19 protein-coding genes are annotated in these 20,200 nt (G+C 60.0%); 10 read left to right on the top strand and 9 right to left on the bottom strand.

Translation table 11 applies throughout. The features are described 5' to 3' along the window. Window positions 1-141: 141 nt before the first annotated feature. The 5 genes from ACI2KB_RS24055 to ACI2KB_RS24035 all read left to right on the top strand — a co-directional run bounded on the left by ACI2KB_RS24055 (window position 142) and on the right by ACI2KB_RS24035 (window position 5,035). On the top strand, window positions 142-1,470 hold the full coding sequence (locus tag ACI2KB_RS24055) for a TRZ/ATZ family hydrolase (protein WP_404638669.1): 1,329 nt from the start codon (window positions 142-144) through the stop codon (window positions 1,468-1,470). 67 nt (window positions 1,471-1,537) lie between these two features. After that, complete coding sequence (ubiG, locus tag ACI2KB_RS24050; protein WP_404638667.1) at window positions 1,538-2,236, top strand: bifunctional 2-polyprenyl-6-hydroxyphenol methylase/3-demethylubiquinol 3-O-methyltransferase UbiG; 699 nt, start codon at window positions 1,538-1,540, stop codon at window positions 2,234-2,236. Between the two features lie 3 nt (window positions 2,237-2,239). Beyond that, window positions 2,240-2,911 (top strand): N-acetylmuramic acid 6-phosphate phosphatase MupP, encoded by a 672-nt coding sequence (gene mupP / locus ACI2KB_RS24045; protein ID WP_404638665.1) that lies wholly within the window; start codon window positions 2,240-2,242, stop codon window positions 2,909-2,911. A gap of 197 nt (window positions 2,912-3,108) precedes the next feature. Continuing rightward, window positions 3,109-3,858, top strand: a complete 750-nt coding sequence (locus ACI2KB_RS24040; RefSeq protein ID WP_404638663.1) for a YciK family oxidoreductase — start codon at window positions 3,109-3,111, stop codon at window positions 3,856-3,858. A 250-nt stretch (window positions 3,859-4,108) separates the two neighbouring features. Next, a complete protein-coding gene (locus ACI2KB_RS24035; RefSeq protein WP_404638661.1) occupies window positions 4,109-5,035 on the top strand; it encodes a GGDEF domain-containing protein in 927 nt (308 codons plus the stop codon). A 6-nt stretch (window positions 5,036-5,041) separates the two neighbouring features. On the opposite strand, the gene ACI2KB_RS24030 is transcribed toward ACI2KB_RS24035, so the two are convergent. The 7 genes from ACI2KB_RS24030 to ACI2KB_RS24000 form a co-directional block, all read right to left on the bottom strand. Next, window positions 5,042-5,824 carry a TenA family transcriptional regulator gene (locus ACI2KB_RS24030; RefSeq protein ID WP_404638659.1) on the bottom strand — a complete coding sequence of 261 codons (783 nt, stop codon included), beginning with the start codon at window positions 5,822-5,824 and terminating at the stop codon, window positions 5,042-5,044. A gap of 35 nt (window positions 5,825-5,859) precedes the next feature. After that, the gene (locus tag ACI2KB_RS24025; RefSeq protein ID WP_404638657.1) at window positions 5,860-8,331 is read right to left on the bottom strand and encodes an EAL domain-containing protein; all 2,472 of its coding nucleotides are present in this window, start codon (window positions 8,329-8,331) and stop codon (window positions 5,860-5,862) included. A 287-nt stretch (window positions 8,332-8,618) separates the two neighbouring features. Continuing rightward, window positions 8,619-10,442 carry an ABC transporter ATP-binding protein gene (locus ACI2KB_RS24020; protein WP_404638705.1) on the bottom strand — a complete coding sequence of 608 codons (1,824 nt, stop codon included), beginning with the start codon at window positions 10,440-10,442 and terminating at the stop codon, window positions 8,619-8,621. Window positions 10,443-10,452: 10 nt separating this feature from the next. Further along, window positions 10,453-11,055: a DsbA family protein gene (locus tag ACI2KB_RS24015; RefSeq protein WP_404638703.1), complete on the bottom strand. Its 603-nt coding sequence runs from the start codon at window positions 11,053-11,055 to the stop codon at window positions 10,453-10,455. 36 nt (window positions 11,056-11,091) lie between these two features. Continuing rightward, on the bottom strand, window positions 11,092-12,075 hold the full coding sequence (locus ACI2KB_RS24010; protein ID WP_404638655.1) for a rhodanese-related sulfurtransferase: 984 nt from the start codon (window positions 12,073-12,075) through the stop codon (window positions 11,092-11,094). Between the two features lie 345 nt (window positions 12,076-12,420). Continuing rightward, window positions 12,421-12,717 carry a BolA family protein gene (locus ACI2KB_RS24005; protein WP_404638653.1) on the bottom strand — a complete coding sequence of 99 codons (297 nt, stop codon included), beginning with the start codon at window positions 12,715-12,717 and terminating at the stop codon, window positions 12,421-12,423. Window positions 12,718-12,729: 12 nt separating this feature from the next. Next, entirely contained in the window at window positions 12,730-13,254 is a 525-nt protein-coding gene (locus ACI2KB_RS24000; RefSeq protein ID WP_404638651.1) for a DUF2059 domain-containing protein, read from the bottom strand. A gap of 238 nt (window positions 13,255-13,492) precedes the next feature. On the opposite strand from ACI2KB_RS24000, the gene ACI2KB_RS23995 reads away from it, so the two are divergent. The 3 genes from ACI2KB_RS23995 to ACI2KB_RS23985 all read left to right on the top strand — a co-directional run bounded on the left by ACI2KB_RS23995 (window position 13,493) and on the right by ACI2KB_RS23985 (window position 16,014). Beyond that, on the top strand, window positions 13,493-14,887 hold the full coding sequence (locus ACI2KB_RS23995) for a class II fumarate hydratase (protein WP_404638649.1): 1,395 nt from the start codon (window positions 13,493-13,495) through the stop codon (window positions 14,885-14,887). Further along, window positions 14,880-15,494 (top strand): NAD(P)H-dependent oxidoreductase, encoded by a 615-nt coding sequence (locus ACI2KB_RS23990; protein WP_404638647.1) that lies wholly within the window; start codon window positions 14,880-14,882, stop codon window positions 15,492-15,494. Before ACI2KB_RS23995 ends, ACI2KB_RS23990 begins: the two co-directional genes overlap by 8 nt. 298 nt (window positions 15,495-15,792) lie before the next feature. Continuing rightward, window positions 15,793-16,014: a DUF6316 family protein gene (locus tag ACI2KB_RS23985; protein WP_404638645.1), complete on the top strand. Its 222-nt coding sequence runs from the start codon at window positions 15,793-15,795 to the stop codon at window positions 16,012-16,014. A gap of 3 nt (window positions 16,015-16,017) precedes the next feature. Here the strand turns inward: ACI2KB_RS23985 and ACI2KB_RS23980 are convergent, their stop codons facing one another. Continuing rightward, window positions 16,018-16,608, bottom strand: a complete 591-nt coding sequence (locus ACI2KB_RS23980) for a tRNA-uridine aminocarboxypropyltransferase (protein ID WP_404638643.1) — start codon at window positions 16,606-16,608, stop codon at window positions 16,018-16,020. A gap of 13 nt (window positions 16,609-16,621) precedes the next feature. Continuing rightward, a complete protein-coding gene (locus tag ACI2KB_RS23975) occupies window positions 16,622-17,515 on the bottom strand; it encodes a LysR family transcriptional regulator (protein WP_404638641.1) in 894 nt (297 codons plus the stop codon). 154 nt (window positions 17,516-17,669) lie between these two features. Here ACI2KB_RS23975 and speB point away from each other — a divergent pair, with 154 nt between their 5' ends. Both speB and ACI2KB_RS23965 read left to right on the top strand, forming a co-directional pair. After that, window positions 17,670-18,620 (top strand): agmatinase, encoded by a 951-nt coding sequence (speB, locus tag ACI2KB_RS23970; protein ID WP_404638639.1) that lies wholly within the window; start codon window positions 17,670-17,672, stop codon window positions 18,618-18,620. Window positions 18,621-18,736: 116 nt separating this feature from the next. Continuing rightward, window positions 18,737-20,116: a sodium:solute symporter gene (locus ACI2KB_RS23965; RefSeq protein WP_404638637.1), complete on the top strand. Its 1,380-nt coding sequence runs from the start codon at window positions 18,737-18,739 to the stop codon at window positions 20,114-20,116. The last annotated feature ends 84 nt before the right edge of the window (window positions 20,117-20,200 follow it).

The raw sequence follows: 20,200 nt of genomic DNA, 5'->3' as shown, positions 1-20,200 counted from the left end.
CCCACTTGATGAAACAGGTTTTGCGCCAGCCAGTTTCAATTGGCCAGCACCTGAAAAAGCCGCCGATTATAGCGAGCCGCCCGTCGAGGTGCTCGGGTATACTTCGCCGTTCCTCGTATTGCGTCACTGGATGCCCACCCCATGCCCCACTCCGCCGCCTCGCTCGACCTACTGCTCCTGCCGGACTGGCTGGTTCCGGTCGAACCCGCGGGCGTTGTCTTGCAACAGCACGGGATCGGCATTCGCGATGGCCTTGTCGCCTATATCGGCCCCAGGGCCGAAGCCTTGCGACAAAACGCCCGCGAAGTTCGCGAATTGCCAGGCATGTTGCTCAGTCCCGGTTTGATCAATGCCCACGGTCACGCAGCGATGACACTGTTTCGCGGCCTGGCCGACGATCTGCCATTGATGACTTGGCTGCAAGACCATATCTGGCCCGCCGAAGGCAAATGGGTGGATGAAGATTTCGTTCGCGATGGCACCGACATCGCCATTGCCGAACAGCTCAAGGGCGGCATCACCTGCTTCTCTGACATGTATTTCTTTCCAAAGGTCGCCTGCGAACGGGTGCACAGCAGCGGCATTCGCGCACAAATCACCGTGCCGGTGCTGGATTTCCCGATACCCGGTGCGCGTAACGCCGACGAATCGCTGCACATTGGCATCGAACTGTTCAATGATCTGACCCATCACGACCGCATCAAGATCGCCATGGGGCCCCACGCACCGTACACCGTGAGCGACGAGAACCTGGAGAAGATCCGGACCATCGCCGATGAGCTGGACGCCGCGATTCACATGCACGTCCACGAAACGGCCTTCGAAGTGAACGAAGCTGTGAAGCAGCGGCAGGAAAGACCTCTTGCGCGCCTCAAGCGTCTGGGCCTGCTGGGGCCGCGCTTTCAGGCTGTGCACATGACCCAGATCAGCGATGACGATCTGGCGATGCTGGTAGAAAGCAACACCAGCGTGATTCACTGCCCCGAGTCAAACATGAAACTGGCCAGTGGCTTCTGCCCGGTCGAACGGCTGTGGCAGGCCGGGGTCAATGTCGCCATTGGCACCGATGGCGCCGCCAGCAACAACGACCTGGACCTGCTGGGAGAAACCCGCACGGCCGCCCTGTTGGCGAAGGCCGTTTCGGGTTCAGCCACGGCGCTGGATGCTCACCGTGCGCTGCGCATGGCGACGCTCAACGGCGCTCGGGCGCTGGGCATCGAAGACCACACCGGCTCGCTGGAAATCGGCAAGGCTGCGGACATGGTCGCCTTTGACCTGTCAGGCCTGGCCCAACAGCCGATCTACGATCCGGTTTCACAGCTTATCTACGCCAGCGGTCGCGACTGCGTGACTCACGTCTGGGTCGCTGGCAAGGCGCTGCTTCAAGGCAAACGGTTGACCCGAATGGACGAAGAAGCCCTGACCCGTACCGCCAAAGCCTGGGGCAATCGCATTGCCGACAAAGGCTGAACCGATTTTCAACGTCATGGCCCTGCCGTGACCTGACACCGAATTCAATGTTTTAGAGGGATCACACATGAGCAACGTCGACCACGCCGAAATCGCCAAATTCGAGGCATTGGCCCATCGCTGGTGGGATCGCAACAGCGAGTTCAAGCCATTGCACGACATCAACCCGCTGCGGGTGAACTGGATCGACGAGCGCGTCAGTCTGGCCGGTAAAAAGGTGCTCGACGTCGGTTGCGGCGGCGGCATTCTCAGCGAGGCCATGGCCTTGCGCGGCGCCACCGTGACCGGTATCGACATGGGCGAAGCGCCGCTGGCCGTGGCGCAGTTGCATCAGCTGGAGTCTGGCGTGAACGTCGAATACCGCCAGATCACCGCCGAAGCCCTGGCCGAAGAGATGCCGGAGCAGTTCGACGTGGTGACCTGCCTGGAGATGCTGGAGCACGTACCGGACCCGTCGTCGGTCATTCGCGCCTGCTACAAGATGGTCAAACCGGGCGGCCAGGTGTTTTTTTCCACGATCAACCGCAACCCGAAGGCGTATCTGTTCGCAATCATCGGCGCCGAATACATCATGAACCTGCTGCCACGCGGCACGCACGACTTCAAGAAATTCATCCGCCCGTCCGAGCTGGGCGCCTGGAGCCGCCAGGCAGGTCTTGAGGTCAAGGACATCATCGGCCTGACCTACAACCCGCTGACCAAGCACTACAAGCTAGCCTCCGACGTCGACGTCAATTACATGATCCAGACGTTGAAAGAGGACTGACCCATGCGCTTGAGAGCAGTTCTTTTCGACATGGACGGCACGCTGCTCGACACCGCGCCAGACTTCATTGCAATCTGCCAGGCCATGCTCGCCGAGCGGGGTTTTCCGGCGATTGACGACAAGTTGATTCGCGACGAAATCTCCGGCGGTGCCAAGGCCATGGTGTCTGCGGCGTTTGCGATGTCGCCCAATGAACCGGAATTCGAAGCGCTGCGCCTGGAGTTTCTGGAGCGCTATCAGCAGAACTGCGCCGTGCACAGCAAACTGTTCGACGGCATGGGGGAATTGCTCGAGGACATCGAGAAATCGAACCTGATCTGGGGCGTGGTGACCAACAAGCCGGTACGTTATGCCCAGCCGATCATGGAGCAACTGGGCCTCGATCAACGTTCGGCGGTATTGATCTGCCCGGACCATGTGACCAGGAGCAAGCCGGACCCCGAACCGCTGCTGCTGGCCTGCAAGATGCTCGACATCGACCCGGCCAGCGTATTGTTCGTGGGTGATGATCTGCGTGATATCGAATCGGGTCGCGACGCGGGCACCAAAACCGCTGCCGTGCGCTACGGCTATATTCATCCCCATGACAACCCGAATCACTGGGGCGCGGATGTGGTGGTCGATCATCCGCTGGAACTGCGCCGGGTGCTGGATAACGCGTTGTGTGGGTGTTGATACCTGCCATAAGTACACTGAAGAGCTGGTGACCGGTCTCGGTCCTGTGGGAGCCGGCTTGCTGGCGAATGCGTCGTGTCAGTCGCAGCCTCGTCAACTGACACACCGCCTTCGCCAGCAAGCCGGCTCCCGCGCCCTTCGGGCAGAAGCGGTTTACGGCGCCCGCCTACTGAGCGACACATACAAAGAGAGCACTCATGTTCAACTACTCCGCCCGCCCCGACTTGCTCAAAGACCGCATCATTCTGGTCACCGGCGCTGGCCGTGGCATTGGCGCCACAGCGGCTCGTACCTATGCGGCCCATGGCGCGACCGTGTTGTTGCTGGGCAAGACCGAAGCCAACCTGACCGCCGTGTACGACGAGATCGAAGCTGCCGGCCATCCGCAGCCAGTGGTCATCCCGTTCAATCTGGAAACCGCCCTGCCCCATCAATACGATGAACTGGCGGCGATGATCGAGACCGAGTTCGGGCGGTTGGACGGGTTGCTGCACAACGCGTCGATCATCGGTCCGCGCACCCCGATCGAACAATTGTCGGGTGAGCACTTCATGCGGGTGATGCAGGTCAACGTCAACGCGATGTTCATGCTGACCTCGACCCTGCTGCCACTGCTCAAACTGTCACAGGACGCCTCGGTGGTGTTCACGTCCAGCAGCGTCGGGCGTAAGGGCCGTGCCTATTGGGGCGCTTACGGGGTGTCCAAATTCGCCACCGAGGGCCTGATGCAAACCCTGGCCGATGAGCTGGAAGACGTCGCCTCGGTGCGCGCCAACAGCATCAACCCCGGAGGCACCCGCACCGACATGCGCGCCCAGGCGTACCCGGCGGAAAACCCGCTGAACAACCCGACGCCAGAAGAGATCATGCCGGTGTACCTGTACCTGATGGGGCCTGAGAGCAGGGGCATCAATGGTCAGGCGTTTGATGCGCAGAAGAAGAAATAACACCCCGCGCTCCTACAACTGCGAGTAAAGCACCACCACCTTCTATCCGTTCGGCGGTTTTCCGTCGCCTGTTTGTAGTCCCTTCGCCTGCAAACCGTTACGTTAGTCAACTCCAAGGCGCTGAGGGATAATCCGTCAGTACGCATCGACGCTAACCCTTTGATTCATATGACGAAATTCGAAATCAGAAAAACTGGCACGACTTTCGCTCTGTCGACATCAAGCCCTACAGAGGCGCAGGAGCGAAAACATGAGTTTTCCCACACGAACCAACGCCATTGATTTTGACAGCGCTCGATTGCAGCGCCTGGGCCTTGCAGCGGCCAACAGCCCTACCCAGCCGCCGCTCGATGAGGAACAACTGCAACGCAAACTCGCGCTGCAACTGCAGAGCAGCCTGGAAGCGGACAAGATCCTGTCGATGTTTTTCGACAACGTGCAGCAGTTGATTCCGCTCAAATCCCTCAGTTACAAGCACTTGGGAACAGACCTGCGTCTGGAGTTCGGCGAACGGGCACGCCACAGCGCCAGCTATCGCATGAGCTATCAGGGCGAGCAGTTGGGTGAACTGGGGTTTCAGCGCGAACGCCGCTTCAACGAGGCCGAGCTTGCTCAGCTAGAATCCCTGCTGGGCAGCCTGTTGTATCCACTTCGCAACGCTTTGCTTTACCGAAATGCCAGCCTGAGCGCGTTGCGTGACCCCTTGACCGGCGCGGGTAACCGAATCGCCATGGAACAGTCGCTGGCCCGGGAAATCGAAATCGCTCGCCGCCAGCAGCAACCGCTGTCGGTGCTGATGCTGGACATCGACCACTTCAAGAACATCAACGACACCCATGGCCATGCTACGGGCGATGCGGTGTTGAGGGCCGTCACGGACACGATCAAGGATCGCCTGCGCAACATCGATCAGGTATTCAGATTTGGTGGGGAAGAGTTCTTGATCGTGCTGACCAACACCGGTCGTGAGTCAGCCGCGCTGGTAGGCGAACGCCTGCGGCACGCGGCACTGCAACTCACGTATCCCGTGGAAGGAAGCCTGGTGGAACTGACCGTCAGCTTGGGCTGCTCGACGCTGCTGCCGGGAGAATCTCCCGACAGCCTGTTGCGTCGCGCCGACACTGCCCTGTACACGGCCAAGCGCCAAGGGCGTAACCGCCTGGAAATGGCGGGCTAAGCACGTTCAGGCACGAGCGAGCCGCCGCACGTTCGCTTCCTGAGGTCGTTCGAGCACCATGCAGCGCTCCAGAAACAAGTGCATGTACTCGTAACTTTTGCAGATCGCCATTCTCAGGTCTGCCTGCAATTGCTCGCTGGGGTTATTGCCCGCCAGCGTGCAAATGATCTCCAGGGCCTCCCAAGGGTGGGAATCGTCATACTGCGCATGCATTTTCAGCCATTTCATGGCGCGCTTGCGAATGTCCGGCGGGAACAAATCTGCGTATGTCTCTTGTGAACACACGACAGCAGACCACTCACCGGTGGCGCCTTCGATGGCGTAGTTGGTGGCTGCGATGGCAACGACCAGCGGCTCCGACGAACAACTGTGCCAGCACCAGTGATTGAGTGCGTGCAGCTCGGACGGAACCCGTTGCGCTTGCAGGTCTTGCAGCGTGACCCCATGGGCCGCGCTCCAGTTTACCCAGTAATCGGCATGATTGAGTTCAACCCGAATGTTGCGCATCAACCAGCGACGCGCCATGTCTTCACCCGGATGCCGGGCGAAACGGGTTTTGGTCAGGTTGTGGGCCATGTAGACCGCGAACTGTTCAACAACAGGCCATCCACCAATCAGGTACTGGCGCATGGTCCTTGAACTGAGCTGACCATCTCGCATACGTTGATAAAGTTCATGCCCTACCACGCGTGCCTTGGCTTCACTGCAATCCTGAATCAATTGCTGTGCCCAAGCGGGGTAACTGCTGGCATCCATCAGCGGACCGGTTCTAATGAACATATCGATCACTGTGTAGCTCCTTGTTTGATGTTGCATGGGGTCGTTCAGCGAAAAGTCCCGGGTGCGCTGAACAACATTGGGGTCTGCCTCGCGGGCCGTGCGTGCAGACATTCACAGGTGAATAATTGCGGCCGCTCAATCACATACCCCTGAGCGTAGTCCACCCCGATTTCCAATAACGCCTGCTCTATCTGGGGGCTCTCGACGAACTCGGCGATCGTCTGTTTGCCCATCACGTGCCCGATATGGTTGATCACTTCCACCATCGCCCGGTTGACCGGATCGTCGAGCATGTCTTTTACGAAACTGCCATCAATCTTCAGGAAATCCACAGGCAAATGTTTCAAGTAAGCGAATGACGACATGCCTGCACAGAAGTCATCCAGAGAAAAACGGCATCCCAGACTTTTAAGCTCGTTAATGAACCGAATGGCGCTGCCCAAATTGGCGATTGCACTGGTTTCGGTGATCTCGAAACAGATAAGTTCAGGAGGAATTGCGTAGATTTGGAACTGCTGTCGCAAATATTCAAGAAAAGCGTCGTCGCCAATGCTGGTGCCGGACAAATTGATGGCACACACCGCCAACGGGCCATCACGGTGATTGTCATTCAGGCAATCGGCGATGATCTTGAACACGTTCTGCACCACCCAACGGTCCAGCGTGGTCATCATGCCGTAGCGCTCGGCGGCGGGAATGAAACTGTCGGGCAGGATGATGCGACCGGACTCGTCGCGCAGCCGCAGGAGAATCTCTACATGGCCGCTGTCCTTGTGTCCGTCGCGGCCATCGCCCAGATAGGCGATCTCCTGTGAGTACAGGCAGAAACGGTTGTCTTCCAGCGCCATGTGCAAGCGCTGAATCCAGGCCATTTCGCCAAAGCGGGTGGACAGCTCCGAATCGTCGTCGTGATACACCTGCACCCGGTTTCGCCCCTTTTCCTTGGCCATGTAGCAGGCCATGTCGGCGGCGCGCAGCGAGGCTTCAAGGGTGGTCGGTGAATTGGACACATGCACCAGGCCGATACTGACAGTGGTCATGAACGGGCGGCCTTTCCAGACGAAGTGCAGGCTTTCCACGGTCTGACGCAGGCCTTCGGCGATCTTCTCGGCTGCGTCTGGCGCGCAGTGCTCCAGCAGAATGCCGAACTCGTCGCCACCCAGCCGAGCCAGGGTATCGCCCTCGCGAATGCCTTGTTGCAACACCGCGCAGATGTGCCGCAACAACTCGTCCCCTGCCGCATGGCCGCTGGTGTCGTTGACCAGTTTGAACTGGTCCAGATCAAGGAACATCACTGCATGACGCCCTGTTTGGTGCGTCAGGCTGCTCAGCGCCAGTTCGAGCCGGTATTCGAACTCGCGACGGTTGGTCAGGCCGGTCAAGGCATCGTGGGTCGCCTGCCAGGACAGGTTGGCGATGTACTGCCGCTCTTGGGTCATGTCGTGCAGCACCAGCACTGCGCCGCTGACCTTGCCATCGGTGCGGATCGGCGACCCGACCAATGCGACGGAAACGGTGCTGCCATCCAGCCGCTGAATCAGCTTGGAATTCTCGCTGCCCCCCGCCAGTTTGCCGCTCAGAATGTGCTCGATCAGCGCCGAGCTGTCTTTCTGGTCATTCTCGTCGAGCAGGTTGAACAGCGCCGCCAGAGGTAAACCGGTCGCCTGCTCGCTTTTCCAGTGGGCCATCTGTTCGGCGGCCGGGTTCATGTAGGTGATCGCACCGCTGACGTCCGTGGTAATGACACCGTCGCCGATGGATTCCAGGGTGACCTGCGCCCGCTCCTTCTCTATCTGCAACGCGGTGGCGAATGCATGGCGCTGCTCCAGCAATTTGTGGGTACGCAGCAGCGCCAGAATGATCAGGAACACGGCCGTGGTCAGGTTGACCACCACCAGAATCCGCAGAATGACCCGCGACCCTTCGCCCAGCGCATCACTGAAGGCCATGGCCGCCGGGGTAACGCCTTCGTTGATCGCGTTGATCCGGTGTCGCCACGTCAGCACGTCAGCATTGGTGGCACTGCCATCCACGATTCGCCCATGCATCTCGCGGGCGACTTCATCCAGTTGCACCAGGTAGTTGTCGCCGATCTTCCACAGATCGATGGCCTTCTCCAGATAGCTGAAATGGCGGAAATTGAGGTACAGCCAGATAATGCCGGGGGCATCATCGGGATGGTTACCACCCTGCAGAATGCCTGCATTGGCGCGCGCGATGTCGGGAACCGGTTGATCCATAGCCTCCCGCAGATCGTGATCACCTTTGGGAATGGCAATGGCTTGCTGGTACTTCAGATAGTCGATTTCACTGCGGCTGTTGGCATAGAGATTCAGGTAATAAATAGCGTCCTTCTGCCCTTTGGACCAAAGGCTCTCACCACCGACGTAACTGCGCACAGCCGACATCATGTACAGGCTGACGCAACCGAGCAGTGCCTGTAATAGCACGACCGCGATAAATGGCCAAACGATGCCCAGAAGACGGGGCTTCTCGAGAATCCGCTTTTGCTTCATGGTGTCCCTTTCATCAGCACTGCCAGATACTCACTTCCCCGGTTCAGGCAACCTTCCTGACGTACGTGCCTGTAATTCAGAGGACTCGGCTAATTTCCACGATGCAGCGGGTTGCGTCTCACACCCATCCAAACGACCGAATGGGTTAACTCAATGAAGTGGAGACGTAAATATGACGCTTTTCACACTTTTATTGAACACACGGCTCAAGCATAGCCCAAGAATTGACGTGTTCCACTGGCGAAACGCCATTTGAGAGAAGGAATGGAAAAAACCGACAGGCTGTATCAGACCTGTTGCAGATGACCATAAAGGCGGGCGTAAAGGCCCCCTTCGGCGATGAGTTGCTGATGATCGCCGTCCTCGGCAATCCGACCGCCGTCGAACACCAGCACGCGGTCGGCCTGTTTCACCGCAGAAAGGCGGTGGGCGATGATCAACGTCGTGCGGCCACTGAGAAAGCGGTTCAGCGCTTGATGCAAGTTGTATTCGGTGGCGGCATCCAGCGCCGAGGTGGCTTCGTCGAGAATCACCACTTTGGGATCCGCGAGCACCATGCGCGCGATGGCCAGCCGCTGGCGCTGACCGCCCGACAAACGCACACCGGAACGCCCCACCACGCTGTCCAGCCCTTGCGGCAGCGCACGAATCGTCGCGTCCAGTTGGGCAATCTCCAGCGCCTGCCAGCAGGCTTCGTCGCTGCGCTCGCGGCCCATCGACAGGTTTGCCCGCACCGTGTCGTTGAACAGCGCCGGATGTTGCAGCACCACCGCAACATGTTCGCGGACAGTCTCCAGGCCAATGTCTTCCAGACTCGCGCCCCCAAAGCGAATGCTTCCGGCACGGGCGCTGTACAACCCGAGCAGCAGTTGCACCAACGTGCTTTTGCCGCCGCCACTGGCCCCCACGATGGCGACTTTTTCGCCCGGTGGAATGGTCAGGTCAAGGTGATCAAGCACCGGATCTTCGTTGTAACCGAAGCACAGCCCGCGCACGTCGATGCTGACCGTCTCACGCCCGATGAACGGATTGACCTGCGCCGGGTATTGCGGCTCGTCGGCACGGGCCAGCAATTCGTTGATACGGGTCAACGCACCGCCAGCGGCGTAGAAGGCATATTGCAGGTTCAGTAATTGCTCCACCGGGCCAATCATGAACCACAGGTAGCTGAAGACCGCCAGCATGTGGCCGATGGACAGGTCGGAAAACAGCACGGTGAGCATCGCCGCCGCGCGAAAAATGTCGATGCCGAACTGGAACAGCAAGCCACTGGCCCGCCCTGAGGCGTCGCTTTTCCACTGCGAGGACACGGCATAATCCCGCACCTCTTTTGCCCGCCCACCCAACAGACCCAGGAAATAACCTTGCCGGTTACCGGCGCGGATTTCCTGAATCGCGTCGAGGGTCTCGGTCAGCGCCTGAGTGAAGCGCGAGGTGCTGTCGTTCTCCAACTTCTTGAGGTGTTTGACGCGCTTGCCCAGCTTGACCGTGGCGTAGATCACCAGCGGGTTGAACAGCAGAATCAGCAGCGCCAGTTGCCAGTGCATCCACACCAGAATCGCGGCGGTGCCGGTCAACGTGAGCATGGCCACCAGGAACTTGCTCAAGGTCTCGCCGACGAACTTGTCCAGCGTGTCCAGATCGGTGACCAGATGCGCCGTCACCGTGCCACTGCCCAGGCTTTCGTACTCGCCCAGAGAAATGCGCTTGAGACGCTCGATCAACCGAATGCGAATCCGATAGACGATGTCCTTGGACAGCCCGGCGAACAGGCGCGCCTGGATCACGTTGAACAACAGCGCCCCCAGCCGCAGGCACAGCGTGGCCAGCAGCATCAAGACGATGTAACCCACCGGCTTGTGCAGGCTTGGCGGGAGAAAGTGATTCATGAACAGCAGTGCGGCATCGCCCTTGCCCAGCAGCACTTCGTCGACAAGCAACGGCAACAGCAAGGGAATTGGCACCGAGCACAGCACGGCCAGTACGGCAACGCCATTGGCCATCCACAAGGCTTTTTTATGGGTCAGGGCCAGACGCCGGATTTGCGCCCATTCGAGGCGATCCACCCGCGCGAGCGGGTCTTGTGCAGCGGGTTCGTTCGAGGATTCGATATCGAGGGAGTCACGCACAGGCGGCGCGCTCCAGCCAACGGCTGAGCAACGGCGCCAGTTCGTCCAAAGGTTGATAGCCGTTGGTCAACAGCGCCAGTTGCCCCTTGCGCTCGGCCAGCAGGGTCGGGAAACCGGCGATACCCAGGTCCTGAACCCAGGAAAAGTCGGATGCCGTGGCGGCGTGCTGCTCCGCACTGTCGAACGCCGCGGCGAACTCGATGCGTGGCAGCCCGGCCCTTTCAGCCAGTTCCGCCAGCACCGAAGCCTGGGTCGTGTCGCGGCCCTCAAGGTAGAACGCCCGTTGGATTTCGCCCACCAGCTTCCAGGCGATGTCCGGTGCCAGACTGCGCGCAGCCACGATGGCGCGGCAGGCCGGCTCAGTGTCGTAGACAAAACCGTCAGGCAATGCGTCGTCGAACTTGAACGACTGACCCGTGGTGTTCTGCACCGCGTGCCAGTGTTCGAGGATGTAACGTCGGGTCGCAGGCTCCAGCGCCGCCCCACTGCCGGTACGCAGCCCGCCCACCACCAGATGCAACGGCACACCCGCCGCGCTCGCCTGCTCGACCAATGCGTCAGCGACGGGCGCAAAGCCCCAGCACCACGAACACATCGGGTCCATTACATAAAGCAGGCGGGCGTGCATGGTTCAGGCCTCGTGGGTTTGGGTGTCTTCAGGCTGAGCGTTCGCCACACCCTCCAGCAGCCGATAGTTGCGCCCGATCGGGTGCGGCTGGTTACGCGACTTGGCCAGTTCGATCTGCTTCTGCCGGTCGATGGCGCTGCGGCGGGTCTTCTCGCTCAGCGTGTCCCAGCAATGCGGGCAACTGACGCCTGGCGAATAGTGCTCGCTGGCACGGTCTTCGGCACTGATCGGTGTGCGGCATGCATGACATTGATCGTAGTCGCCTTCGCTCAAATCGTGGCGCACGGTGACGCGATTGTCGAACACGAAGCAGTCACCGCGCCAGGCGCTTTCTTCCTGCGGGACTTCTTCAAGGTATTTGAGGATGCCGCCCTTGAGGTGATAAACCTCTTCAAAGCCCTCGCCGAGCATATAGCTGGAGGCCTTCTCGCAGCGGATACCGCCCGTGCAGAACATCGCGACCTTCTTGTGTATCGCGGGATCGAAGTTGGCCTTGATGTAGTCCGGGAACTCGCGAAAGGTCGTGGTCTTCGGATCGATGGCACCTTCGAACGTGCCGATGGACACTTCGTAGTCATTGCGGGTGTCGATCAACAGCACTTCAGGATCGGCAATCAGTGCGTTCCAGTCCTGTGGTTCGACATAGGTGCCCACGGCCTTGTTCGGGTCGACACCGGGAACGCCCAGGGTGACGATCTCTTTTTTCAGCTTGACCTTGGTACGGTAGAACGGCTGCTCGTCGCAGTACGACTCTTTGTGGTCGACGTCGACCAGGCGCGGGTCTTTGCGCAGCCAGGCCAGCAGGCCGTCAATGCCTTCGCGGGTGGCGGAAACAGTGCCGTTGATGCCTTCTTCGGCGATCAGCAGGGTGCCTTTGACGCCGTTGTCGTTCATGGCTTTGAGCAGCGGCTCGCGCATCTCGACATAGTCCGACAGGGTGACGAATTTGTACAACGCCGCGACGACGATGGGTGCGGTTTGGGTCATGTTGCATCTCCAGGTGGCGACCCTCGCAAAGGGCCTACCGGATGAAAATTTCAAGTAAACGCGTGCCGACCAGGCAACGCGGCGCGGATTCTAGCAAAAATCGGCGGCGAGCAGACAGGGTGGTTGATAGGTGGGAGATTGATGTGGGTCAAGAAACGGGAGAACACCGCACTGTAGGAGCGCGCTTGCCCTGGGCGGCATTCCGACGAGTGCGCCGGATCAGTCAACACGGATGTGTTTGATAAATCGCCATCGCGAGCAAGCTCACTCCTACAGGGACGTGCGCATACCTGTAGGAGTGAGCTTGCTCGCGATCAACGCAGCGTCAATTCCCGAAAAGGAAATTCAGTCATGCCCCCCGGCACAGGTCGGCGACGCAGGCGCGGCGCCCAGTTTCGCCCATTCTTCCGGGGTGTAGGTGTGCAGCGCCAGCGCATGAAACTCACCCATCAGGCCACCGAGCAGGCCGTAGACCTTCTGGTGGCGCTTGACGGCGTTGAGGCCAGCGAACTGCTCGCTGACCACCACGGCCTTGTAGTGAGTGTCGGTGCCACGGCTATGCATATGGCTTTCATTGAGCACCTGAAGGTACTCGGGCTGAAAGACCGCCAACGCAGATTCGATACGCTGTTGCATGCTCATGTCAGGCTTCGCTTATGGCTTCTTGGCAGGTGCAGCTTTGGTCGCAGCCGGGGTCAGTTCCTTGGTCATGGACTCCAGCAGACCGGTGACCACAGGCACCGCCGGTTGCAGCTTTTCCTGAGTCATCTGGAACGATTGCTGGCTGATCTGCGGCATCTTGGCCTGGACTTTCTTGCCCAGCGGCGACTCGTAGAACGCCACCAGGTCTTTCAGCTCCTGCTCGGTGAAGTTGTCGGTGTACAGCTTGACCATGTCAGGTTGCAGCTTGTCCCAGCCAATGGCCTTGTCCAGCGCGGCATTGGCTTGAGCCTGGTACTTCTCCAGAACGGCTTTCTTGGAGTCCGGAGCTTTGGTTTCGGCGAAGCGCTGAGCGAACATTTGCTGCGCTTGCATGTAGATCGGCGCACCCAACTGGTCGGCGTGAGCCAGTTTGAGGAACGCTACGGCACTGGCCTCATGGCTGGCGGTGGCAGCAAGCGCCTGGCCGCTGGCACATACCAGAGCGACCGCAGCACAGAGAGCGCGAAGACGGGTCATCGAGTTTCCTTATCTAGCAAGCGAGGCTGAACCCCAAGGGCCGACATTTTGCGCCCCTTTTCGTCTCGCGCTCAACCCCCGCCGCTACGAGCGGTCATGACAGTGCTTGATCTTCAAGGTTTCACACCACCTGATTCGAAAATTTGCGCACACTCGTACTACTGCGCAGCCGCCAACGGGAACCGAAGTGGTCTGCGGGGTACTAAACTGCGCTATTCGATCTTAAGGAGTGAGTCCAGTGAGCCGTACCGAAACCGATAGCATAGGTCCAATCGAAGTCCCCGAAGACGCTTACTGGGGGGCTCAGACCCAACGTTCCCTGATCAACTTCGCCATCGGTCAGGAGCACATGCCCCTGCCGGTGCTGCATGCACTGGCGCTGATCAAAAAAGCCGCCGCGCGGGTCAACAATCGCAACGGCGACTTGCCCGCCGACATCGCGCGCCTGATCGAGCAGTCCGCCGACGAAGTCCTCAGCGGCAAGCTTAACGACCAGTTTCCGCTGGTGGTGTGGCAGACCGGCAGCGGCACCCAGAGCAACATGAACGTCAACGAGGTCATCGCCGGACGCGCCAACGAACTGTCGGGCAAAGGCCGGGGCGGCAAGTCGCCGGTTCACCCCAATGATCACGTCAACCGCTCGCAAAGCTCCAACGACTGCTTCCCGACCGCGATGCACATCGCCGCTGCGCAGGCGGTCAAAGAACAGCTGCTACCTGCCATCGCCGAACTGTCCGCCGGGATCGCCGAGCAGTCGTCGCGCCACATGAAGCTGGTGAAAACCGGCCGCACCCACATGATGGATGCCACGCCGATCACCTTCGGTCAGGAGCTGTCCGCGTTCGTCGCTCAACTGGATTACGCCGAAAAGAGCATTCGCGCGGCGCTACCTGCGGTCTGTGAACTGGCTCAGGGTGGCACCGCCGTGGGTACGGGCTTGAATTCACCCCACGGTTTTGCCGAAGCAGTCGCTGCCGAACTGGCCGCGCTGTCGGGTCTGCCCTTCGTGACGGCACCGAACAAATTCGCGGCGCTGGCAGGCCATGAGCCGCTGACGGCGCTGTCCGGGGCCTTGAAAACCCTGGCCGTGACGCTGATGAAGATCGCCAACGACCTGCGTCTGCTGGGTTCAGGCCCCCGTGCCGGTCTGGCGGAAGTCAAACTGCCTGCCAACGAGCCGGGCAGTTCGATCATGCCGGGCAAGGTCAACCCGACCCAGTGTGAAGCGCTGTCGATGCTCGCCTGTCAGGTCATGGGCAACGACACCACGATCTCGTTCGCCGCCAGTCAGGGCCATCTGCAATTGAACGTGTTCAAGCCGGTGATCATCCACAACCTGCTGCAATCGATCCGCCTGCTGGGGGACGGCTGCCGCAACTTCAACGAACACTGCATCGCGGGCATGGAGCCGGACGCCGGGAAAATGGCCGAACACCTGGAGCGCGGGCTGATGCTGGTGACCGCGCTGAACCCGCACATCGGCTATGACAAGTCGGCGCAAATCGCCAAGAAGGCCTACAACGAAGGCCTGACCCTGCGCGAAGCAGCGCTGCAACTGGGCTTTTTGACCGATGCCGAGTTCGACGCATGGGTACGACCGGAGAAAATGCTTGAGGCGGGCAGCAATGGCTGAGCCGATCAGCGGCGCCACCCCGCTTGAGGGGTACGGCAAACGCATTCTGATGGTCATCGGTTCGCCGAAGACCATCAGCCTCTGCCACGCTCTGGGCGACGCATACGCCCACGGGGCGCGCAGTCAGGGGCATGTGGTGCGGGTGCTGAAACTGGAAGCGCTGGAATTCGAGCCGACGCTGCACAACGGCTATGAATCGAGCCAGACGCTGGAACACGACCTGCTGCAAGCCCAGCGCGAGATTCACTGGGCGCAACATCTGGTGTTTGTCTATCCGGTTTGGTGGGGCGGGCTGCCGAGCTTGCTCAGCGGGTTCTTCGAGCGCGTCCTGATGCCCGGCTTCGCGTTCAAGGCCCATGGTCGTCATCACCCCGCCAATGAACTGCTCAAAGGCCGCACAGCCGAAATGCTGGTCACGCTGGACACCCCTTCACGCTATTTCCGTTGGGTGTTCAAGGCACCTGCCCACCGGCAGATCAAAAACGCGATTCTTGAGTTTTGCGGGATCAAGACCACGCGCTTGACAGAATTCTCCCCGGTGCGCACCTCGACCGAAGAGCAACGTCAGCAGTGGATTCATCAAGCTGAGGAGTTGGGTAAGCGCTGAAGTGGTTTAACGTTGACTGAACGGCCGCCTTCGCCACCACGGCGGCTCCCACAAAATCCAGGCCAGTCTTGAATTCATGGCTCGACGCAAAACAGTGTGGGAGCCGGCTTGCTGGAGAAAGCAGCGGACCTGATGCAACTTCAGCCAGTGGCTACCTCAGCCCGCAGCGTTTGGAGTAGAGTGACACTCAACCAGCCAGGCGTTCCGTATCACGCTGTGGAACGCTCATTGCGCTGAACTCCTTTCAGGTTTAGCCGTCCTGATTGACAGACCCAACGCCCCTCACCCGGAGCAGGCCATGTTGAGCAAGCGTGAGAAAGACCCCGAGACCGCCGTGCACTTTCGCAGTGACCGCGTCTCCCGCGTCAACGGCATGTATTTTTTCAGCACCCGTGAAAACACCCTCGAAGGGCCTTTCTTCACCAAGGAAGACGCCGAACGGGAAACCGACGCCTACATTCGTCGCATGCTGGCGGGCAAGGTGGCGTCGCCTGAGCCTCCTTTGCCACTCAATGGCTAGCGCTCAGGAATGATTGCGGCGAAAGGTCTCCTCACCCATCGCTGCAATCTGCCCCTCGATCAACGCCTCGAAAGGACGCAGCAACGGCTCGAACGAACGCTGCGGCTCAAGCGTGTGCAACGCTTGAACGATGGCTTCCAGCGTCGACAACGCGTCAGGACCGGGCGCCTTGCGCAATCGGTACCGCGTCGCCGGAGCGTTGCTCAAGGTCACCCTCGGCAATGCGGCCAGCAGCGGGTTGAGGTGTAACAACTTGCGCGCCTTGCGCCAGGTGCCGTCCGGAACCACCAACAGCAGTGGCGTATCGGTTGACGATTCAGCTTCAAGTGCTGTCGCCCCGCCCCCCGGAAACAGCAACCGCGCCTGATACCCGGGCACGTTCAGCAACTCAGCGAGATTATCGAACACCTCCCCGACCACCCACTGCGCATTGGTCAGACCCAAGGCCGCCAGACGCGCCGTATTCAGCGCATGATTGACCTCGCTCGGGTGCTGCAGAATCAACACCCGAGTGCGACTGTCCAGTTGCGGAATCAGCGCACAAAGGCAATGGTTTTCAGGGCGATGGCAACGCTCGCAACGAACACGGGGCATGGTCGCACCCTCCTTAAAGCGGGTTGAGCTGCGCTTTGAGCAGGTCGCGGAAGGTCTGGATCAGCGGCTCTCGACTGCGCCCACGCCGCAGGATCATCGAGAATGGCGCCTGATAGCCGAACGTCGCAGGCAGCAACACCCGCAAATGCCCGGAATCGACCCACGATTGCGCATAGTGCTCCGGCAGATAACCAATGTAGGCACCCGACAACACCAGAATCAGCTGCGCCTCCATACTTTCCACGGTGGCCGCGCTGTGTTTGAAGCCATGCCGCGCCAGCTCCGCCTGACTCCAGTAGCCGCGCCCCACCATACGTTGCTGGGTGATGACCGGCTCGGGAATGCGCCGCTCGTTGAACAGCGGGTGGCGATTACTGCAATACAGCCAGTGCTGCTCACGGTACAGCGGTTGATAGAGCAGGCCGTTCATCCGGGTGGAGAACGAGCCGATGGCCAGATCGAGCCGGTTGTCCAGCACGCCCAACTGCAATTCGTAAGGACTCATGACCGACAGGTGCAAGTGCACCGCCGGGTGTTCCTCGCTGTAGGCACCGATGACTTCGGCAAACGGCAGTGCCCGATCGCTGACCGTAGAGTCCAGAACACCCAGATTCAGAGTGCCACGCAGTTCGCCCTTGAGCGCCGCTGCGTACAATTCGAAACCTTCCAGCTCGCCCAACAAACGCAGCGTTTCCTGGTGAAACAGCTCGCCCTTGCTGGTCAAGCTGAACCCGCCCCGCCCGCGATGGCACAGCACAATGCCCAGCGTGGATTCGAGCTGGCTCATGTAGGTGCTGATTGCTGAGGTCGACAGGTTCAATTCTTGCTGGGCACTCGCGAAGCCCTGATGGCGGACGACGCAGGTGAAGATACGCAGCAGTTTCAGATCGGGTAATGCGCTGGCCATGATGCTTCCAGGTGTCGAAGAATGATCAGCTTACCCGATAGTTCAGAAATCTCTGAACTAAGTATTTTGCCTGAGCGATTGTTCGCAGCCCGTCGGGTTCGCAGAATCCGCCCAGCCCTTACAACTATTAATAACCCACCGATGAGGCAATCCCGTGGACAAGATTTTTCACCAACCACTGGGCGGCAACGAAATGCCGCGCTTCGCCGGCATCGCAACCATGATGCGTCTGCCACACCTGCAAACCGCCGCTGGCCTGGATGCCGCCTTCATTGGCGTGCCACTGGACATCGGCACCTCGCTGCGGTCTGGCACCCGTTTCGGGCCTCGCGAAATCCGCGCCGAATCGGTGATGATTCGCCCCTACAACATGGCCACGGGCGCTGCGCCCTTCGACTCATTGTCGGTCGCTGACATCGGCGACGTTGCCATCAACACATTCAACATGCACGAAGCCGTGCGCATCATCGAAGAAGCCTACGACGGCTACCTCGAACACGGCATCATCCCGCTGACCCTGGGCGGTGATCACACCATTACCCTGCCGATCCTGCGCGCCATTCACAAAAAGCACGGCAAGGTCGGCCTGGTGCACATCGACGCCCACGCAGACGTCAACGATCACATGTTCGGCGAGAAGATCGCCCACGGCACCACCTTCCGCCGCGCCGTGGAAGAAGGCCTGCTCGATTGCGACCGTGTGGTGCAGATTGGTCTGCGCGCTCAGGGCTACACCGCCGAAGACTTCAACTGGAGCCGCAAACAGGGCTTCCGCGTCGTACAGGCTGAAGAGTGCTGGCACAAATCGCTGGTGCCGCTGATGGCAGAAGTGCGCGAAAAAGTCGGTGGCGGCCCGGTTTACCTGAGCTTCGACATCGACGGCATCGACCCGGCCTGGGCGCCGGGTACCGGCACCCCTGAAATCGGTGGCCTGACCACGATTCAAGCCATCGAAATCATTCGTGGTTGCCAGGGTCTGGACCTGATCGGCTGCGACCTGGTGGAGGTCTCGCCACCGTACGACACCACTGGCAACACCTCGCTGCTGGGCGCCAACCTGCTGTATGAAATGCTGTGCGTGCTGCCGGGTGTGACACACCGCTAATCGACACTGAACCTGTAGGAGCGCGTTTACAACACGGTGATTTCACCGCTGACTGCCTGCGTGACGTCAGCCGGATGACTGCGTTTCACTATAAAAACAATGATTGGAGACACTCCATGGCTTTAGATATTTTCGTCGTGCTGATCTACGCAGCCGGGATGCTGGTGCTGGGCTGGTACGGCATGCGCAAGGCCAAGACCCACGAAGACTACCTCGTCGCCGGACGCAACCTCGGGCCGAGCCTGTACATGGGCACGATGGCGGCCACCGTGCTGGGTGGCGCATCGACCGTCGGCACCGTGCGGCTGGGCTACGTGCACGGCATTTCCGGTTTCTGGCTCTGCGCCGCGCTGGGCGTGGGCATCATTGCGCTGAACCTGTTCCTCGCCAAACCGTTGCTCAAGCTGCGCATCTTCACCGTTACCCAGATCCTCGAAAAACGCTACAACCCCATGGCCCGTCAGGCCAGCGCGGTGATCATGCTCGCCTACGCGCTGATGATCGGCGTGACCTCGATCCTGGCCATCGGCACCGTCATGCAAGTGCTGTTCGACCTGCCGTTCTGGGTTTCGGTGGTCTTGGGCGGTGGCGTGGTCGTGGTGTACTCGACCATCGGCGGCATGTGGTCGCTGACCCTGACCGACATCGTGCAGTTCATCATCAAGACCGTCGGCCTGATGTTCATCCTGTTGCCAATCTGCCTGTACCGCGTCGGCGGCTGGGACGATCTGGTAGCCAAGCTGCCTGCATCGAGCTTTAGCTGGACCACCATTGGCTGGGACACCATCATCACCTACTTCCTGATCTACTTCTTCGGCATCCTGATCGGCCAGGACATCTGGCAACGCGTGTTCACCGCGCGCACCGAAAAAGTGGCCCAGTACGCAGGTTCGATCGCAGGCGTTTACTGCATCCTTTATGGCCTGGCATGTGCCCTGATCGGCATGGCCGCTCACGTGTTGCTGCCGGATCTGGCCAACGTCAACACCGCCTTCGCTGCCATCGTCAAAGCCTCGCTGCCGGACGGCATTCGCGGGCTGGTGATCGCCGCCGCGTTGGCAGCCATGATGTCCACGGCCAGTGCGGGCCTGCTGGCCGCCTCCACCACCGTGACTGAAGACCTTCTGCCAAAACTGCGCGGCGGCAAGCAATCGAGCCTGGGCATCAACCGCCTGTTCACCGCCCTGACCGGGCTGGTGGTGCTGGGGATTGCATTGGTGGTGAACGACGTAATCAGCGCACTGACGCTGGCGTACAACCTTCTGGTAGGTGGCATGCTGATTCCGCTGATCGGTGCGATCTACTGGAAACGCGCGACCACCGCAGCGGCCATCACCAGCATGAGCCTGGGCTTCATCACCGCTCTGGCGTTCATGTTCAAGGACGGCCTGGACGCCAACACCCCGATTTACTACAGCCTGGCCGTGGGGCTGGTGAGTTTCGTGGTGGTCAGCCTGGTGTCGCCACGCCGCGTCGCGATGACGAGCGCAGCCTGATACAGGCGTAACAGCGCTGAAACAGATCAAGGGCGCCTTCGGGCGTCCTTTTTTATGCGCGGTTACAAAAATTCATCAAGAGCA

Source organism: Pseudomonas sp. NPDC088444, from assembly GCF_044900175.1.
GTDB lineage: Bacteria > Pseudomonadota > Gammaproteobacteria > Pseudomonadales > Pseudomonadaceae > Aquipseudomonas.
The sequence above is the reverse complement of the archived record's forward strand: the minus strand, read 5'-3'. Positions and strand labels throughout refer to the sequence as shown.

What these genes read in the sequence shown, in the direction of transcription:
- ACI2KB_RS24055 (WP_404638669.1), top strand. Translation starts at nt 142, where the DNA reads ATGCCCCACTCCGCCGCCTCGCTCGACCTACTGCTCCTGCCGGACTGG.
- ubiG (WP_404638667.1), top strand. Translation starts at nt 1,538, where the DNA reads ATGAGCAACGTCGACCACGCCGAAATCGCCAAATTCGAGGCATTGGCC.
- mupP (WP_404638665.1), top strand. Translation starts at nt 2,240, where the DNA reads ATGCGCTTGAGAGCAGTTCTTTTCGACATGGACGGCACGCTGCTCGAC.
- ACI2KB_RS24040 (WP_404638663.1), top strand. Translation starts at nt 3,109, where the DNA reads ATGTTCAACTACTCCGCCCGCCCCGACTTGCTCAAAGACCGCATCATT.
- ACI2KB_RS24035 (WP_404638661.1), top strand. Translation starts at nt 4,109, where the DNA reads ATGAGTTTTCCCACACGAACCAACGCCATTGATTTTGACAGCGCTCGA.
- ACI2KB_RS24025 (WP_404638657.1), bottom strand. Translation starts at nt 8,331, where the DNA reads ATGAAGCAAAAGCGGATTCTCGAGAAGCCCCGTCTTCTGGGCATCGTT.
- ACI2KB_RS24015 (WP_404638703.1), bottom strand. Translation starts at nt 11,055, where the DNA reads ATGTGTTCGTGGTGCTGGGGCTTTGCGCCCGTCGCTGACGCATTGGTC.
- ACI2KB_RS24010 (WP_404638655.1), bottom strand. Translation starts at nt 12,075, where the DNA reads ATGACCCAAACCGCACCCATCGTCGTCGCGGCGTTGTACAAATTCGTC.
- ACI2KB_RS24005 (WP_404638653.1), bottom strand. Translation starts at nt 12,717, where the DNA reads ATGAGCATGCAACAGCGTATCGAATCTGCGTTGGCGGTCTTTCAGCCC.
- ACI2KB_RS24000 (WP_404638651.1), bottom strand. Translation starts at nt 13,254, where the DNA reads ATGACCCGTCTTCGCGCTCTCTGTGCTGCGGTCGCTCTGGTATGTGCC.
- ACI2KB_RS23990 (WP_404638647.1), top strand. Translation starts at nt 14,880, where the DNA reads ATGGCTGAGCCGATCAGCGGCGCCACCCCGCTTGAGGGGTACGGCAAA.
- ACI2KB_RS23985 (WP_404638645.1), top strand. Translation starts at nt 15,793, where the DNA reads ATGTTGAGCAAGCGTGAGAAAGACCCCGAGACCGCCGTGCACTTTCGC.
- ACI2KB_RS23980 (WP_404638643.1), bottom strand. Translation starts at nt 16,608, where the DNA reads ATGCCCCGTGTTCGTTGCGAGCGTTGCCATCGCCCTGAAAACCATTGC.
- ACI2KB_RS23975 (WP_404638641.1), bottom strand. Translation starts at nt 17,515, where the DNA reads ATGGCCAGCGCATTACCCGATCTGAAACTGCTGCGTATCTTCACCTGC.
- ACI2KB_RS23965 (WP_404638637.1), top strand. Translation starts at nt 18,737, where the DNA reads ATGGCTTTAGATATTTTCGTCGTGCTGATCTACGCAGCCGGGATGCTG.